Consider the following 17,385-nt stretch of genomic DNA (forward strand, 5'->3'; position numbering starts at 1 on the left):
GCGATTTCTTCTGGTTGTGAAAACTGACGTCAAAGCAACCATTGTTTGATTCTATAAATTTTTGAAACTGCCGCTTATTTCTGGGCTTCCATCATTGAAATTAATTTTTTGGCCATTGCCAGGGCAAAGGCTTCGTTATTGATATCTGTATCGGATTCAATGAGTTCAACGTGATCCTCGATATTTTCTCTTAATTGTTTGAATAATTCCGCATCCTCTTCAGGGCCATAGAAGGGTGCCCCTTCCACATCAATGGCAGAAACGCCTTTTAGGGGAATAAACAGGGCCACGGGACCCGTTGCCATATTTAATTTACCGGCAATTATTTTTCCCATTTCTGAACATTCTTCAACCGTGGTACGCATGAGTGTCACACTGGCATTATGTTTATATAGATTTCTGTTTTTATATTTTTCCGGAACTGTATCAATGGCACCAAAGTTAACCATATCAAGGGCTCCCACCGAAACAACCTGGGGAATCCCAGCTTTTGCAGCCGCTTCCAAACGGGTGGGGCCGGCCGAAAATACGCCGCCGGCGACTTCATCACACCATTCTGTGGTTGTCGCATCCAAAACGCCTTTTATAAAGCCCGCTTCAATCAGGCTTTCCATTGCCATGCCACCTGCTCCGGTAGCATGGAATACCAAAACTTCATAACCCTTGTTTTCTAAATATTCTCTGGCCATGGTCACACAGGGGGTGGTTACACCAAACATACTTGCTGCCAGCAGTGTTTTTTCTTCCTTCAATTCAGGAACTTCAAAGCTGACCATTCCGGCAATCCCATTGGCTGCATTGGCCAGAATATGATTCGAAATGCTGTTAATGCCAGAAATATCTACTACCGAATACATCATGGTAATATCTTTTTCGCCAACATAGGGACGGGTATCTCCAGAGGCGACCGTTGAAACCATGATTTTCGGCACACCCACTGGGAGTTTTCTCATGACATAGGTCCCGATGGTTGTTCCTGCCGATCCGCCAAGGCTTATCACGCCATCAACCTTGCCTTCATCAAACAAGTCCTTAACAATTTTTCCAGCTCCGGACATCATCACATCAATGCCCAAACCCCGATCATGTTTTTGGTTAAGCTCTGCCAAAGTTGAACCCCCGGCGCTGGCAACCTTTTCGCTGGAAATGTCCGGTTCAAACAAAGGCTCACCAATCACACCGCAATTCACAGTCGTAGTTGTTAACCCCTGTTTTTCAATAAGATCTTTGATGAACTTAAACTCATGGCCCTTTGTATCAAAGGTACCAACAACAATAACATTTTTCATTTAACGATCCCCCTTTGGATTTTAGTCTGTCCTATATTATATATGCAAGAATTGAGCCAATAAACAAATCAATGAAAATAAAGGTTTAATCCCATTTTAAAATAAGTACTGTATAATTTTTTGCCCACATATATGAGAAACGGGCAAATAATTCCCAATAGATACACTGTTGGGAATTATTTGCCCGATATTATTAAACCAAGGTTTTAGGTTCCGGTTCTAATTCGTATTTTGCAATTTTATTATACAGGGTTCGTCTTGAAATTCCGATTTTCTTTGCTGTTTCCGTTCGATTCCAGTGACACTCCTTAAGGATTTCTGAAATATAGTTGCTTTCTAGTTGACTTTTACTTGTGGCTAAAATCCTGGGTACTTCACGTTCTGATAACAAGCCCATATCTTGATTCTTTGAAGCTGCCAGGATTCCAATGGGAATGTCATCCCGTCTGATATAGTCACCGTCACTTAATATAACCGCTCGTTCTAAAATATGCTTAAGTTGGCGGACATTTCCCGGCCAGGCATATTCCATTAAAAAAGCCATGGTTTCCGGTGCCAAACGTTTTTCTTCCAGCTGATACTTAATTTTGAATTCTTCTAAAAAACGATTACAGAGTAATGGGATATCCTCTGGATGGTTCCGAAGGGGTGGGGTGTTAATATCGACCACATTTAATCGGTAGTAAAGATCCTCCCTGAACAGATTTTTTTCCACTGCCTCTTTCAAGTCAACATTCGTGGCACAAACGATGCGAACATCCACAAAAATCGTTTTTTCTCCGCCTACCCGTTCAAATTCCCGTTGCTGAATAATGCGCAAAACTTTGGCCTGGAGGTCGAGATCCATTTCGCCAATTTCATCCAAAAATAAAGTTCCATGATTTGCAAGTTCAAATTTACCCAGTCGCCGTTTGTCCGCCCCGGTAAACGCCCCTTTTTCATGACCAAAAAGTTCGCTTTCCAGAAGATTCGGTGGTAAGGCTGCGCAATTTACTTTAATCAAAGGCCCAAGATAGCGTTTGCTGTTAGAATGCAGTGCTTTTACCACCAGTTCTTTGCCGGTGCCACTTTCGCCCTGGACGAGTACATTCACATCCTTGTCTGCCACCTTATTAATCAATTCATACATATTCTGCATTAACAGACTCTGACCCACAATTTCATCAAAGCCCCGCTTCTTCAAAAGTTCTTTCTTCAAATGTTTGTTTTCCTGTTTGAGTTTATAATAGTTTTTAAATTTATCCGTGGTTTCTAAGATCGCCAATTCCGTGGGAATCCGCTCAAAGCTTGAGCCACCGATATAACCGATGGTCTGAGTATTTTTATAAAAAAAGTAGGCATCCTCAGGGGTGTTAATAGGACCTCCGTAAATCATTTTAAATATTTTAGCATTGATTTGATCGACTGCGGTAAATATCAATTCGGCCATTTCCAGACACTCATTGATGGTTGAAAAAACCTTCCCGGCTTTTTCCCCTCCCCGGGTCCAGCCAAAATGGGCACAGATCACATCAACCCCCACCTTTGCCATGGCCCGGGCCTGTTCCTCATTAAAGACAAATGCAATGGTAAACAGATTAGCCTCCACGGCCTTTTGCATAAAGTCAACTTCCTGCTGATAACCAAGACCGGATTCTTCCAGCCATTCCCGAAATTGCCCATCTATGAGTCCGATGGTGGGAAAATTATTAACCCCACTAAAGCCCGATCTCAATACTTTTTGCAGTAATTCTTCATGGGTGTAATTCGGGTCCGTGGCACAGATCCCGCAAATGACGGCCTTGTCTTTTAGCCTGGGAAGAATTTCTCGATCTGAAAAATCAAAAACCATGTCATTGCTATTGCCAAACGGCATCATACAACCAATCGAAGGAATACCTGCAGATCGAAACCGCCCAGCGCTCAGAGCCAGCAAAAAATCCGCACCGCCCTTAATGGCCTGTTTTGCAAAAAGCCCGGAGCCCACCGCAACCCCAATCAGCGGCTTGTTCATCTTCAGACTATTCTTAATCATCTTCTCAATGGCTTCTCTTTTTTTCATGATTTTACTCCCGCTTTAAGAAATACTATTAATCGTATTATACATTCAAAATCCATAAAACGCAAAAAAGCATCACAGACGAATCTGTAATGCTTTGATACAAAATAATGGTTTACTAAATCTATAAGCCGAGTTCTGTTTAAATAGTCATCTATCTCGATTTATTGTTACCAATAAATTCTAGCGACCTACCTTAGGATAACGACGAGCAGCCGTCTTTTAAAATCCGTTCTTGGTCTTGCTCCAGGTGGGGTTTACATAGCTGATGTGTCACCACACCACTGGTGAGCTCTTACCTCACCCTTTCATCCTTACCATTGCTGGCGGTATACTTTCTGTTGCACTTGCCTTAAAGTTGCCTCCACCGGGCGTTACCCGGCACCATGCTCTGTGGAGCTCGGACTTTCCTCAACCGGTATAACCCGGGTGCGACTATCTGATTTACTAAACCATAATATTTTACCTTATTCTTTGCTTTTTTGCAATCAAAAGACCTTAATAAATAGAAATATAATCTTTTAAAGCTTTTGCAGTTATTAATTCCGGTGAACCATCGCCTAAACCGGCCATAATAATTTCCTTAAGACATTCTGTGACACATTTTTCCGTTCCAAAATGGCCGGCATCCAATACCCAGAAATTACTTTCCGCCGCTCGTTGGGCATCATGATGTTTTAAATCTCCGGTGATTAAAACATCCGCTCGCTGGGATTTGGCAATACCGATCATATCCGCCCCAGCCCCTGAACAAAGTGCGACCCGCCGAACAGTCCCCGGAGGAATTCCCCCGCCTCTGAGAAATGAAAGCTTCAGTTTATTCTTTACATAAAGACAAAAGTCAGCGGCAGGCATGGCTTCTTTGAGCAGTCCAATTTTCCCCAAACCATTTTGATTCAATAGCCGGCCGTTTTCAAGGGGGTAGACATCATAGGCCATTTCTTCATAAGGATGGTTCTTTTTTAATTGATTGATTAGATTTTTTAATAAGCCGCCGGGAACAATCGCTTCAACCCGATCTTCCATTACCTTTTCAATGCTGTCGATTTGACCAATAAAGGGATCTGATCCCAAAAGGGGACGAAAGGTGCCAACCCCTGAAGCATGGAAGGTACAAAAATCATAGCGTCCAATCGCGCCGGCACCGTTTTTCCCAAACACCTCAATGATTTTTTCCGTCATATCAATCGGAACATAAACCACTACTTTATAAAAGATTTCGGGGTTTGATGGGTCCAGGGTCCGAATGGACGTAAGGCCCAGCTTTCTGGCCAGAAAATCATTGAGCCCCGCTTCTGCTTTATCGAGGTTAGTATGAGCCACATAAAGGGCAATGTTATTTTTTATAAGCTTTGCGATCAATCGTCCCTTTTCATTATCCTGTGAAAGGGTTTTTAGTCCTTTGAAAATAAAAGGGTGGTGAGCAATAATGAGATCTGCTTTTTCATTCACTGCCTCTTCGATAACCGAAGGTGTCACATCCAATGTTAGCAGGATACGTTTTACCGGCTGTTGATAGGAGCCCATCTGCAGGCCGACATTGTCCCAGACTTCTGCCAATGCTTTAGGGGCTATTACCTCAATCACTTTAATCACTTCACTGAGTTTCACAGACATTTTTTTACCTCATTCAACCGCTTAATATACGCTTGACTTTCTGTAAATTGTTTCCGCGCAATAGCGGTTGTCTTTCCCCTGGTATGATCCAATATTTTCTCTTCAAATCGAATCTTGCGATTGATGTGAGCCTCCAGCAGCGGATGTTTTGTTTGGGTTGCCCGGTATCCCAGTTCATAATCCAGATGGTCTTCCACAATCATCACGCCTTTTTGAGCCACGATGATTTCATAAATACGATCACCTTCCCGGGCCAAATCTTCATGAATAATTTTAAAACCATTGGTTTCCAGATATCGACGAACCACCGCCTGATTATTCATCGGCTGAAGCACCAGTTTCTTAGCTGCAGCCGCAACCTCCGGTTCTGCTTCAAGCAGATCCCGAATCAGAAGACCGCCCATGCCAGCGATCACAATGGCCTCAGCTTCTTCAGGTTTAAGCACAGAAAGACCCGAACCAAGTCGGGTCTCAATGCTGCTATCAAAACCATAGTCTTCAATGATTTTTTTTGCTTTTTCCAGGGGTTTTTCATTGACATCACAGGCAATGGCACTTACCAATTTTCCTTTTTCAATAAGTGCCACCGGCAAGTAACCATGGTCGGTGCCAATGTCCGCCATTGTTTTCACATCGGTAACACAGCCGGCAATAACCCGTAATCGTGGGTTTAATTCCATAGGCATTTTAGGTTAAATAATCCTTTAGTTTTTTACTGCGACTGGGATGTCTCAGTTTTCGCAACGCTTTCGCTTCAATCTGTCTGATCCGTTCCCGGGTAACGTTGAATTCTTTTCCAACTTCCTCCAGTGTACGGGCGCGGCCATCATCAAGGCCAAAACGCAATCGCAGCACCTTTTCCTCACGCTCGGTCAATGTGTTGAGAACCTCAATGAGTTGTTCTTTTAATAAAGCATAAGAAGCAGCTTCAGCTGGTGCCGGAGCATCCTCATCGGGAATAAAATCGCCAAGATGACTATCCTCTTCTTCCCCAATAGGTGTTTCCAAAGAAACCGGATCCTGGGCAATTTTTTGGATTTCTCTGACTTTTTCTTCAGTAAATCCCATTTCCTTACCAATTTCAGCCGGGGTTGGTTCCCGTCCATATTCTTGGAGTAGCTGACGCGAAACCCGAATTAATTTGTTAATGGTTTCAACCATATGCACTGGAATCCGAATGGTTCGGGCCTGATCAGCAATGGCTCTCGTGATAGCCTGACGTATCCACCAAGTGGCATAGGTACTGAATTTAAATCCTTTGGTATAATCAAATTTTTCAACCGCTTTAATAAGACCCAGATTTCCTTCTTGAATTAAATCCAAAAATGACATGCCGCGGCCAACATAACGTTTGGCAATACTAACAACCAAACGGAGGTTAGCTTCTGCCAGTTCCTTTTTAGCACTGTCATCCCCTGCTTCCATTCTTCGGGCCAATATCATTTCTTCATCCCCGGTAAGCAGTGGAACCTTTCCGATTTCTTTCAGGTAAAGACGCACCGGGTCATTGACACTGACCGAATCTGCCAATTCTATTTCCTTACGGTTTTCTTCCTCAAGCTCTGCTGCCTCAATGGCTTCAAGTTCAAGATCAGTAAAGGCAACTTCAATGCCTTCCTTTTGGAGGTAAACATAAATGGAGTCTATTTCTTCCGGATCAAGATCTACCTTTTCCAGACATTCCTCGAAATCATGATTATTCAGGTTCCCTTTTGTTTTTCCGCGTTTTAAAAGCACCTGGACTTCAGGCATTTGTTCAATTGATATTTTTTCTACTTCAACACCATCGTCGTCAACATCTATTATGACTTTCACTGCATTTTTTCCCATTTAGTGCCTCCTGTTTTCCTTCATCATTTTCTTTATTCCAATTAATTGGTTAGTAAGCCTGGCAACTTCTTTTTCATTTCCATTGTTGGTTTCTTTTTTTATTTGTTCTGAAAGCTCTTCAATCTGAGCTTCTTTATAAAAACGTTTCATAATATCAAGCGCATCCTGATAATCAAGACGGGATACTTCCTCTTCGTTCATCACCAGTTCAACTATTTTTTGGACCTCCTCTGAATCCTCGAAATGATTCATTAAATGAGTGGTGTCCAATACCCCATTTTTTCTAACTTCTTCAGAGATTACTGTTAATAAATGATGAAAAAATTCATTGGTTAAATAATCCACGGGAAACTCTGTTATCATTTCAGGTGATTTCAAACAATGTCGAATGGCTAATTCCTGGGCCTTTTCATAGGCTTTTGGAATTTTTTGACTCATTAATTTTGTCTTCCCAAAATCCACCACCGTTGGTATGGATTTTTCCTGATTATTTTTTGAACGAATAACCTCGCGTCGAATGGTTGCTGCATTAATTCCGGTATCATTAGCAACTAACTTGCTGTAATAATCAACCTCCACTGAAGTTTCGAGCTCTTTTAAAATGTTTATGGCTTGATTGCCAAAATGAATTCGTCCATCGGTTTGTGTGAGATCATGTGATTTTTTTAATAAATCCAGCTGATATTCGACAATTGTCCAGGCTTTGGAAATTGCCATATTAAAATCTTCCGTGCCATTCTTCTGAATATATGAATCCGGATCTTCATTTTGAGGCAAGATAAGTATTTTAACATTTAAATTGCTTTTTTTCAAGATATTCATTGCTTTTTCTGTTGCCGCCGCTCCGGCACTGTCCCCATCAAAAGCTATAATAACCTCACTGGCATATCGCTCCAGAATTTTTGCATGGAATAATGTGAATGCAGTCCCCAAAGATGCCACCGTATTCATTATTCCTTTTTCATATAGGGAAATCACATCCATATAACCTTCAACGATTAATAATTGGTTATTTCCCAGGTGATTTTTACTTCGATTCAAATTAAACAACTCATAACTCTTTGAGAAAATGGCTGTTTCCGGTGAATTTAAATATTTGGGTCCATTATCATCAGCCTCCATAATACGTCCGCCAAACCCGACAATCTGATTTCTCGGGTTCAAAATCGGAAACATCAAACGATTCCTGAATCGATCATAATATCGTTTATTTTCACTTTGCATTACCAAACCAGATGATACCATTTCGTCCATAGTAAAGCCCTTGGTTTTTAGATAAGTCAATAGACTATCCCAGTTCTCATTTGAGTACCCCAAACCAAAGATTTTAATCGTTTCCGTACTAATACCACGTTTTTTAAGATAATTTAATGCTTTTCCACTACTACTCAAACATTTAAAATAGTAGTTCGCACCTTCTCTGTGCAAATCATAAAGGCGTTGTTTTTTTTCATAAATCTGTCGATCCTCAATCTCATTGTTTTTTTCCGGCAAAATAACATTCCCACGAGTGCTCAAAAATTTAAGGGCATCTATAAAAGAAAGTTTTTCCATTTCCATTATAAAGGTAATGACATTTCCCCCGACTCCGCAACCAAAGCAATGATACAATTGTTTCTCTCTGGACACAGTAAAAGATGCTGTTTTTTCGTTATGAAAAGGACATTTCCCTTTAAAAGAACTTCCTACTCGTTTTAGTGTCATATAATCTGCAATGACTTCCACAACGTCATTGGCTTCCACCACTTCTTGAATTACTTCTTCCGAATAATATGCTGCCATTTATTTTTCCTTATTTTAGAGTAGCAGAGCTATCCCCGCTGGATAGCTCCTCACTAATTCTATTCTCATTAAAAAGATAAACTCCTTTTTATATTATACTTTTCTTAAAACTATATCAGAAATCATACCTACATACTTTCAAACTCATGATTTCGGTGGACAAAAGCATTTTAGGGGAGTATAATTATTTAAACAAGTCTATAAAATTTTCAGAAAGAGGTGTCCTATGGTAAAACAAGAAATTATTACATTATTGAAAGAAAAAATTAAAACTGCCAAATACAATAACGAGGGAGTTGCAATTATTTCGATCAGTGAAGTTGGTGATGGTGCTGATATGGCCGATGTTTTAGAGGATTTAAAAGCTGATTGTACTTTAGATTTCGATTTGGACCTTGATAAAATGACCTTGAAAATACACAATGTTGACGATGATATTGAAGGTTTCGTAGCGAAACATCCTTCTCCACAACCATGCGATAAAATTCTAACTTAAACACATAAATTTAGCCACCCCATGGGGTGGCTTTTTTAATGCGTTAATTAAGAGACATAGAATTAATTCTATGTCTCTTAAATTTCAGTTTTTATTTGCCAAGCGCTGCCTGGGCTGCTGCCAAACGGGCGATTGGTACTCTAAATGGTGAACAGGAAACATAATCCAGACCTACCTTATGAAAAAAGTAAATTGATTTTGGGTCTCCGCCGTGTTCTCCGCAAACACCAACTTTCAAGTCTGGCTTTGTTTGACGACCCAGGGTTACACCTGTTTCCACCAATTTGCCGACACCTTCAATATCGATGCTTTCGAATGGATCATTTTTAAGAATGCCTTTTTCCTTGTAGTCGGTGATAAATTTACCGGCGTCATCCCGTGAGAAACCATAGGTCATCTGAGTCAGGTCATTGGTTCCAAAAGAGAAAAATTCGGCTGTTTCGGCAATCTGATCGGCAATCAGGGTTGCCCGAGGAATTTCCATCATGGTGCCAACCAGATATTTTATATCAGATTTTTTTTCGGCCTTGACTTGTTCGGCGATCTTTCGAACAACCTCATCCAGATAGGTTAATTCTTCTTTAATCCCAATAAGGGGAATCATAATTTCAGGAACCACATCAAAACCATAGGCTTCCTTGGCTTCAATAGCAGCTTCCATAATGGCTCTGGTCTGCATTTCTGCAATTTCCGGATAAGTAATGGCCAAACGACAGCCACGATGACCAAGCATGGGATTAAACTCTTTCAAGCCACTGATCACGGCAATCATATCGTCATTGGTAATTCCTATATCCGTTGCCAGAGCTGCGATATCTTTTTCTTCGGTTGGTAAAAATTCATGGAGTGGCGGATCAAGTAAACGTACGGTAACCGGTCGACCTTCCATGGCTTTGTAAATGCCAATGAAATCTTTCTTCTGCATCGGCAATATCTTTGCCAGAGCTTCTTCTCGTTGTGCCTTAGTACTTGCCAGAATCATGCGTCGGACGATGGGAATTCTGACTTCATCAAAGAACATATGCTCGGTGCGGCATAGACCGATACCTTCTGCGCCAAAGCGCACGGCAACTTCTGCATCTCTTGGGGTATCAGCATTAGTCCTGACATTGAGGGTTCTGTACTCATCTGCCCAAGCCATAATTTCACCAAAATGGCCAGAAAGTTCGGGGGTCATGGTTTTTATGCTGCCCTTATATACCTTGCCGGTACTGCCATTCAAAGAAATATAATCTCCTTCTTTAAACACCATTCCGCCGACGATAAATTGTCTTGAGGCTTCATCAACCTTAATGCTTTCACATCCGGCAACACAACATTTACCCATGCCCCGGGCAACAACAGCTGCATGAGAGGTCATTCCCCCCCGAGCCGTTAAAATGCCATTAGCGGCGTACATGCCTTCTATATCTTCAGGAGAGGTTTCTTTTCGAACGAGGATGGTTTCTTCCCCATTGGCAACGGCGGTACAAACGGATTCAGCCGTAAAGTATACTTTTCCGGTGGCCGCTCCTGGAGAAGCTGGCAGACCGGTTGCTAAAAGTTCGGCCGCGGCTAGCGCAGCGGTTTCAAACGTAGGATGAAGTAATTGATCCAGAGAAACAGGATCCAATCGTAATATTGCTTCTTCTTTGGTAATAAGGCCCTCTTCCACCATCTCGGTTGCCGCACAAAGAGCCGCAGCAGCCGTTCTTTTTCCGGTGCGCGTTTGAAGCATATATAATTTTCCCTTTTCGATGGTAAACTCAATATCCTGCATATCTTTATAATGGTTTTCAAGTAAGTTAGCAGTATCATGAAATTGCTGATAAATATCAGGCATAATATCTTTCAGATCATTAATGTCTTTTGGCGTCCGAATTCCTGCTACAACATCCTCGCCCTGGGCATTAATTAAAAACTCCCCGTAGAGTTTGTTTTCTCCGGTGGCTGGGTTTCGCGTAAAGGCAACACCGGTTCCACTATCATCGCCCATATTTCCATAAACCATGGATTGAACGTTAACAGCCGTTCCAATATCATGAGGAATATCATTCATATTTCGATAACTAATGGCACGATTATTATTCCATGATCTGAATACCGCTTCAATGGCCATCAATAACTGCTCTTTGGGATCCATTGGAAAATCTTTTCCGGTTTCATCCTTAATAATTTTTTTGTAAGCAACAACAATTTTTTTAAGGTCCTCCGCCGTAAGCTGAGTGTCATCCTGGTAAGCATTCGCTTCTTTGGCATCATCTAAAACACGATCAAATTTTTCCTTACTAATTTCCTGAACAACATCACCAAACATTTGAATAAAACGGCGATAGCTGTCAAAAGCAAAACGTTCATTATTAGTGATTTTTGCAATGCCGGCAACGGTTTCATCGTTAAGACCCAGGTTAAGGATGGTATCCATCATACCTGGCATGGAAAACTTGGCGCCGGAACGGACAGAAACAAGCAGCGGATTTTCTTTGTTTCCAAATTGCTTTTCAGTTTGCGATTCAATGATTTTTAGACTTTCATCAATTTGAGTTCTAATTTCATCAGATAGCTTCATATTTTGATTGTAGTATTCTGTACACGCTTCCGTTGTTACCGTGAACCCCTGGGGTACTGGCAAGCCAATATTACTCATCTCTGCGAGATTCGCACCTTTTCCACCTAACAATGCCTTCATGCCTGCATTGCCTTCTTTAAATAAATAAACCCATTTGTTTGACATATAGACTACCTCCTCATTATATTTGCAAGAATAATTGCTGCAATTTCTTCAATTGCTTTTGATGTTACATCAATGACTGTACATCCTAATTTATCGAAAAGCTCCTGTGCTTTTGTCAACTCCATAATGACTCTTTCGTAACTTCCATAATTTGATTCCCCGGTGAGACCCATTGCTTTTAATCGCTCGGATCGAATGTTCACAAGGTGATACGGGTCCAATATGAGACCGAAAATCTTCCTATTGGATATTTTAAATAATTCCTGGGGTGGTTCAACCTCAGGCATCAGTGGAATATTTGCAACCTTATAGTTGTTATTTGCCAGATAAATGCTTATTGGTGTTTTAGATGTTCGGGATGCACCAATTAAGATAATATCTGCTTTGTCGAGATTTGATGTGTTCTTGCCATCATCGTATTTCACCGCAAACTCAATGGCCTCAATTTTTTTAAAATAGTGGGCATCCAGCTTGGACTCCATCTTTAAATCATGCTTTGGTTCTTCTCCGGTGAGGTTTCGCAGGGTTTCGACCAGCGATCCCATCACATTATAAGTTGGAATGCCGCGGCGTTTTGATTCTGTGTCGATGTAGTATCTTAACTCCGAGGAGTTAATGGTATAGACCACCAATCCATTTTCTTGCTGGGCAAGATCAAGCAACGAATCAATACTTGGTTTATCGTCAACAAAAGGATGGAATCGCACCTCTTTAATTGAGCGTTCAAAACAGCTTTTTCCAGCTTTTACCAATAATTCACCGATCTCGCTGAGTGAATCAGAAACGACAAAAATTACTAATGATTTCATGAAAATGTTCCTCAATTATTCCTTACTTTTTCCCATGTTGACAACATAGCGGGTAATATTTGTGCGGGATACTTTTCCAATGAGCACCAATCGTTCATTTCCCTTGTCATCGAGTTCCTTGCTAACAATCGGTAATGACTCAACCTCATATTCCATGGTTTTAAAAGCAGCATCATAAACGGTGTCACTTGGCTCAAGATAGATGATATTCGGCATTCGCGTCATAATCAGGGGAAGGGGAAGAGATTCAACTTCCTTTCGTCCAATCATGGCTTTAATAAAATCTTTGCGCGAAACAATTCCTGAAAGATATTTGCCATCAACCACATATAAAGTTCCTGCATTTTTTGTAAACATGGTAATAATCCCATCATAAATAGATGTGGTTTCCTCAACAACGGTGGGCTCTGTTTGAATTTCCATCACACTGATGGTCTTGATGTAACTACCTAATATATGCAGCAATGACCGACCCGTATGAAAATATCCAACCTTACGTTTTGCCTCAAGAATTCCCATCATACTAAGAATTTTCAGGTCTGGACGAATGGTAGCTCGATTCACATTCAGGATTTCAGCAATGTCATTGCTTTTAATGGGTTGAGATTTTTTAACTAACTCAATAATTTCATTTTGTCGATCAGATAATTTCATTTACAACCCCCTTAAATGTGTATTAAACTGGATTAAGTATAGCACATATCGCAGAAATGTAAACAATTAAAATCATATTTTTGTTAAATTGATATTTTTTTATCAAAGCTTCTGGGATGTAAACAGTTTCATATGATAATTAATTGAGAAAGCCCCTCAAAAACTTTATCACCAATCCGAGTTACATTTTTCAACTCTTCCAACTGTGTAAAATTGCCATTTTTTTCTCGGTAATCAATAATACCCTGAGCAATAACATCACCAACCCCGGGAAGACTTTTTAATTCTTCCAAATCGGCAGTATTAATGTTAACCAAGCCGCTGTCGTTTATGCTACTTGTTTCTTTGGTTTCACCTATTATCGGAATATGGATCTTCTCCTCATCCTTGAGCTTCCTGGCAAGATTAATTGCCTCAAGATCAGCCGTATTCAAGAGTCCTCCGGTTGCTTCCACAGCTTCAGCCAATCGCGCCTCCCCGGTTAATTCAACGATTCCCGGATTTTTTATTGCACCGGTAATATAAACAATAATTTTTTCTTCAGAGACGGTATCATCCTCTGATTTGACTGCTTCAGCTCCTGAAACCGAGAGTTTTGTTTCATTGGACTGACTTAAATGATACCAACCCCAAAACAGCCCTAAAACAGCCATAACGCCCAACAGATAGATCAGCTTATTTTTATCAATTTTATCCATGACTTATTTTCCTAAAGGCTGCATTTCCCACTGGCCTTTTATAAGCATTCCATATTCTTTATACCCACAATCCATTAAAAATGCTTCTGTTTCCTCGAAATCATACGAAATTCCTTCTATGGAATGGCTATCTCCGCTCACGGTGATGGGGATTTTTCGTTTAAAAAGCTCAGGAATGATCCAATCAGAGGGGTAACGGCCAACACCCGGAACACGTAGATTGGCTCCGGTATTTATCTCAACCATTATTCCAGACTCTTTCACCACCTCAAGGCACTCAATTACTGACTTTCGGTACCATTTTTCCTGATCATCAAAGATAGCGTTGCTCTGATTGTATTTTTTAATCAGATCCAAATGGCCCAAAATATCCGGCTTAAATGTAATCACCATATTGGCAATACCGTCATAATAATTTTGGATAAATTTTTTTGGACTATTATCATAGAATTTTCTAATTGCTCTTAAAAAGTCATCTTGCGATTCATCGATGTATGAAACCTTATCAGAAAATGTGGAACCGATGCTGTGAATTGACATAATTGTGTAGTCAAGTTTCAGCATATTTTTTTTGGAAAATATGCTTATATCTTTTCGATCGAGGAAATAATCTATTTCAAGGCCGTAATAAAGTTCAATGAATGAGGCATATTTTTTTTTTAGATAGGAAAGTTCAAATAAATATTTTTCGAGATCGTCTTCTTTCATTGTCCAATCATTCTTAAACGGTAAAGACATATGGCTGGACAAACCCATACTAATAAAACCTGCATTAATTCCAGCCAGAACCATATCTTCTAAACTGTTTTTTCCATCGCAATAGTTTGAATGTATGTGATAGTTTGAACGGATCATTGATTTACCTCCATAAGCTAACGTATGTAAATTGTATCATGTTTTCAGTCAAAAACGCAAATAAAAAAATTGCCTTAAAGACAATTTTTTTATTTGCATTTATTCTTTTATAGTATTTTATTCAAAAATATCTTTGTTCTTTCTTCTTTTGGATTGAGCAGAACTTCTTCAGGGGTTCCCTGTTCACAGATTACGCCTTCATCCATAAAGATGACTCGATCTGCTACCTCTCTTGCAAAGCCGATTTCATGAGTAACAATGATCATCGTCATGCCTTCTTCAGCCAGTTTGCGCATGGTTGCCAGAACTTCACCAACCAGTTCAGGGTCAAGTGCGGAAGTTGGTTCATCAAACATCATGATCATCGGTTCCATTGCCAAAGCCCGGGCAATGGCGACGCGTTGCTGTTGCCCGCCTGAAAGTCGTGAAGGATATTCATCCTTTTTGTCAGACAATCCAACCATTTCCAACAGGTCCAAGGCTGTTTTTTCAATGACAGCTTTATCAACTTTTTTGACAATGGTAGGAGCTACAGTAATATTTTGAATTACTGTTAAATGGGGAAATAAGTTAAAGTTTTGAAAAACCATCCCCAGTTCTGCACATAAAGCCTGTACCTTTACCGGGTCGATTTTCATTAAATCTTTATTCTTTTCACGTTTGTCAGTGAGTTCTCCTTGTATATATACTTCACCATCGGTAATGCGCTCCAAATGATTCAGACAACGCAGCATTGTGCTTTTTCCAGAGCCGCTGGCCCCGATTATACACACAACTTCACCGGATTCTATCTCCAGGTTTATGCCCTTAAGAACTTCGTTGTCACCAAAAGATTTTCGGACATCTACTAATTTTACCATACTCATATCAATACCTCTATCTTTCGTATACTCCAAGCTTCTTTTCCGTTTTATCAAAGACCACCTGAATAATGGTTGTCAGGAATAGATAAATCGCTGCTGCGTAAATGTAGTAAACCCAGCTTCCCGTGGCACTTGCCATGGTTTTAACGGTTCTCAGTAAATCAAAAAGAGCAATGGTTGATACCAAAGAGGTATCCTTGAGAAGCAAAATAAGTTCATTACCCATTGGTGCAACCAATCGTTTAAAGGTTTGGGGAATAATTATTTTTGTCATTGCCTGACGATAGCTCATTCCCAAAGCCTTCGCAGCTTCCATTTGTCCACCATCGATGGATTCAATTGCAGCACGAATAATTTCAGCCAGATATGCAGCTGCATTCAAAGAAAAAGCAACATATGCACATAGCATTGGATCAATAGTAAAAGTCATTCCCGTTGAATCAAGATAAATAATGGGAATTGCATAGTAAATAATAAATAATTGAAGCAATAATGGGGTTCCTCTAAAGAACCAAATATAAAACCATGAGAGACTATTGGCCACTTTATTTTTGGAGATTCTTCCCAGTGCAATAATCACACCAAAAATCGCACCAAAGATAATAGCAACAATAGCAATTTGCAGTGTTACAATGGTACCCGCTAAAATTGCCTGTAATTGGATTTCGTTTAACACATTGATCTTCCCTTCGTCATAAAATAGTTGTTCCTATAAACAGATGAACAGGACTTGTCACAGCATCTGTTCCAAGTCCTATTCGGTTATGCTATTCAGTTTTTCTTAAAACCAGTCTATTCAATAACGACAAGATTGGTATCAATGTCAGTTGACATATCTTTTCCAAACCATTTCATTGAAATTTCTGTTAATGTGCCATTGTCCTGTAGTGTTTTAATGGCGGTATTTAATGTATCGGTCAGTCCGGTATCAGCCAAACGTGCGGTAACACCAATAGGTTCATTGGTTAACACATCTGAACTGACAATATAAAGATCTGGATTTTGAGCCACATAATACATGGCAACACCGATATCGGTAATAACATTGTCGATTTGTTTGCCTTGAAGTGCGGCAAAGGCATCTAACATGCCGTCAAATTTCTTGATCTCAACATTAACACCCTGATCAGCTTTTAGCTTTTCAGCTGCAATGTCAGCAGTTGTTTCAATTTGTGCGCCCAATGTTTTTCCTTCAAGTTGGTCAAATGTTACAACTGGGGTTGCATCTTTTCTGGAAACAATAACAATACCATTCGCTACATATGGATCGGACATACTAAATGCCTTTTGACGATCCGGTGTAATACTGGTACTGGAAACAATGACATCATATTGCTTTGCATTGAGACCATTGAAAATACCATCCCAGGAAACGGTTTGGAATTCTGTTGTTACGCCTAGTTCTGCTGCCAGAGCATTTGCAAAATCAATGTCAAAACCAATCAGTTCATTTTGATCATTTCTAAATTCCATCGGTAAATATGTGTCATCTACGCCAATACTTATTACACCATCTGCCAAAGGATCTTCCTCTGCAGTCTGGCCTCCGGAAGAACATCCGGTAAGGACGAGTGCTAAAAGCATCATCATTGCCAAGGATAAACCTAAAAGTTTTCTTTTCATTATCTTCTCCTTTTCAAATTCCTAATTTGCATGTATTATATATTATTTTACATCGATTAACAAGTTTTTTTGAAATGCTACCCTGGTTTTTTTTTATAAATATTACATTAAATGCGTT

At 40.1% G+C, this 17,385-nt stretch carries 15 protein-coding genes and 1 other RNA gene; 1 reads left to right on the forward strand and 15 read right to left on the reverse strand.

Features of this window, described 5'->3' with window-relative positions; genetic code table 11:
• Nucleotides 1–74: 74 nt before the first annotated feature.
• From AKG39_RS04930 to dnaG, 7 genes are all read right to left on the reverse strand, one after another.
• Nucleotides 75–1,289 carry a Tm-1-like ATP-binding domain-containing protein gene (locus AKG39_RS04930; protein ID WP_050739260.1) on the reverse strand — a complete coding sequence of 405 codons (1,215 nt, stop codon included), beginning with the start codon at nucleotides 1,287–1,289 and terminating at the stop codon, nucleotides 75–77.
• Between the two features lie 193 nt (nucleotides 1,290–1,482).
• Nucleotides 1,483–3,330, reverse strand: a complete 1,848-nt coding sequence (locus AKG39_RS04935; RefSeq protein ID WP_050739261.1) for a sigma-54-dependent Fis family transcriptional regulator — start codon at nucleotides 3,328–3,330, stop codon at nucleotides 1,483–1,485.
• Nucleotides 3,331–3,438: 108 nt separating this feature from the next.
• Nucleotides 3,439–3,778, reverse strand: an RNA gene (gene rnpB, locus AKG39_RS05125) — RNase P RNA component class A.
• Between the two features lie 47 nt (nucleotides 3,779–3,825).
• On the reverse strand, nucleotides 3,826–4,944 hold the full coding sequence (locus AKG39_RS04940) for a Nif3-like dinuclear metal center hexameric protein (RefSeq protein WP_050739262.1): 1,119 nt from the start codon (nucleotides 4,942–4,944) through the stop codon (nucleotides 3,826–3,828).
• Nucleotides 4,935–5,630, reverse strand: a complete 696-nt coding sequence (locus AKG39_RS04945; protein ID WP_242852557.1) for a tRNA (adenine(22)-N(1))-methyltransferase — start codon at nucleotides 5,628–5,630, stop codon at nucleotides 4,935–4,937. Before AKG39_RS04945 ends, AKG39_RS04940 begins: the two co-directional genes overlap by 10 nt.
• A 1-nt stretch (nucleotide 5,631) precedes the next feature.
• A complete protein-coding gene (rpoD, locus tag AKG39_RS19680) occupies nucleotides 5,632–6,774 on the reverse strand; it encodes an RNA polymerase sigma factor RpoD (RefSeq protein ID WP_423230033.1) in 1,143 nt (380 codons plus the stop codon).
• Nucleotides 6,775–8,556, reverse strand: a complete 1,782-nt coding sequence (gene dnaG / locus AKG39_RS19685) for a DNA primase (RefSeq protein ID WP_050739263.1) — start codon at nucleotides 8,554–8,556, stop codon at nucleotides 6,775–6,777.
• Between the two features lie 226 nt (nucleotides 8,557–8,782).
• Here dnaG and AKG39_RS04960 point away from each other — a divergent pair, with 226 nt between their 5' ends.
• On the forward strand, nucleotides 8,783–9,052 hold the full coding sequence (locus AKG39_RS04960) for a hypothetical protein (protein ID WP_050739264.1): 270 nt from the start codon (nucleotides 8,783–8,785) through the stop codon (nucleotides 9,050–9,052).
• Nucleotides 9,053–9,143: 91 nt separating this feature from the next.
• On the opposite strand, the gene ppdK is transcribed toward AKG39_RS04960, so the two are convergent.
• The 8 genes from ppdK to AKG39_RS05000 form a co-directional block, all read right to left on the reverse strand.
• Nucleotides 9,144–11,765 carry a pyruvate, phosphate dikinase gene (gene ppdK / locus AKG39_RS04965; protein ID WP_050739265.1) on the reverse strand — a complete coding sequence of 874 codons (2,622 nt, stop codon included), beginning with the start codon at nucleotides 11,763–11,765 and terminating at the stop codon, nucleotides 9,144–9,146.
• A gap of 5 nt (nucleotides 11,766–11,770) precedes the next feature.
• Nucleotides 11,771–12,574 (reverse strand): pyruvate, water dikinase regulatory protein, encoded by an 804-nt coding sequence (locus tag AKG39_RS04970; protein ID WP_050739266.1) that lies wholly within the window; start codon nucleotides 12,572–12,574, stop codon nucleotides 11,771–11,773.
• Between the two features lie 15 nt (nucleotides 12,575–12,589).
• Complete coding sequence (locus AKG39_RS04975) at nucleotides 12,590–13,228, reverse strand: helix-turn-helix transcriptional regulator (RefSeq protein ID WP_050739267.1); 639 nt, start codon at nucleotides 13,226–13,228, stop codon at nucleotides 12,590–12,592.
• A gap of 128 nt (nucleotides 13,229–13,356) precedes the next feature.
• Nucleotides 13,357–13,926 (reverse strand): ComEA family DNA-binding protein, encoded by a 570-nt coding sequence (locus AKG39_RS04980; RefSeq protein WP_050739268.1) that lies wholly within the window; start codon nucleotides 13,924–13,926, stop codon nucleotides 13,357–13,359.
• 3 nt (nucleotides 13,927–13,929) lie between these two features.
• Complete coding sequence (locus AKG39_RS04985) at nucleotides 13,930–14,781, reverse strand: histidinol-phosphatase (RefSeq protein ID WP_050739269.1); 852 nt, start codon at nucleotides 14,779–14,781, stop codon at nucleotides 13,930–13,932.
• Between the two features lie 107 nt (nucleotides 14,782–14,888).
• Nucleotides 14,889–15,647 (reverse strand): amino acid ABC transporter ATP-binding protein, encoded by a 759-nt coding sequence (locus AKG39_RS04990; protein WP_278277920.1) that lies wholly within the window; start codon nucleotides 15,645–15,647, stop codon nucleotides 14,889–14,891.
• Nucleotides 15,648–15,657: 10 nt separating this feature from the next.
• A complete protein-coding gene (locus AKG39_RS04995; RefSeq protein ID WP_050739270.1) occupies nucleotides 15,658–16,320 on the reverse strand; it encodes an amino acid ABC transporter permease in 663 nt (220 codons plus the stop codon).
• 116 nt (nucleotides 16,321–16,436) lie between these two features.
• The gene (locus tag AKG39_RS05000) at nucleotides 16,437–17,267 is read right to left on the reverse strand and encodes a transporter substrate-binding domain-containing protein (protein ID WP_050739271.1); all 831 of its coding nucleotides are present in this window, start codon (nucleotides 17,265–17,267) and stop codon (nucleotides 16,437–16,439) included.
• Nucleotides 17,268–17,385 lie beyond the last annotated feature (118 nt).

Origin of the sequence: Acetobacterium bakii, assembly GCF_001263355.1 — a bacterium.
Taxonomy (GTDB): Bacteria; Bacillota; Clostridia; order Eubacteriales; family Eubacteriaceae; genus Acetobacterium; species Acetobacterium bakii.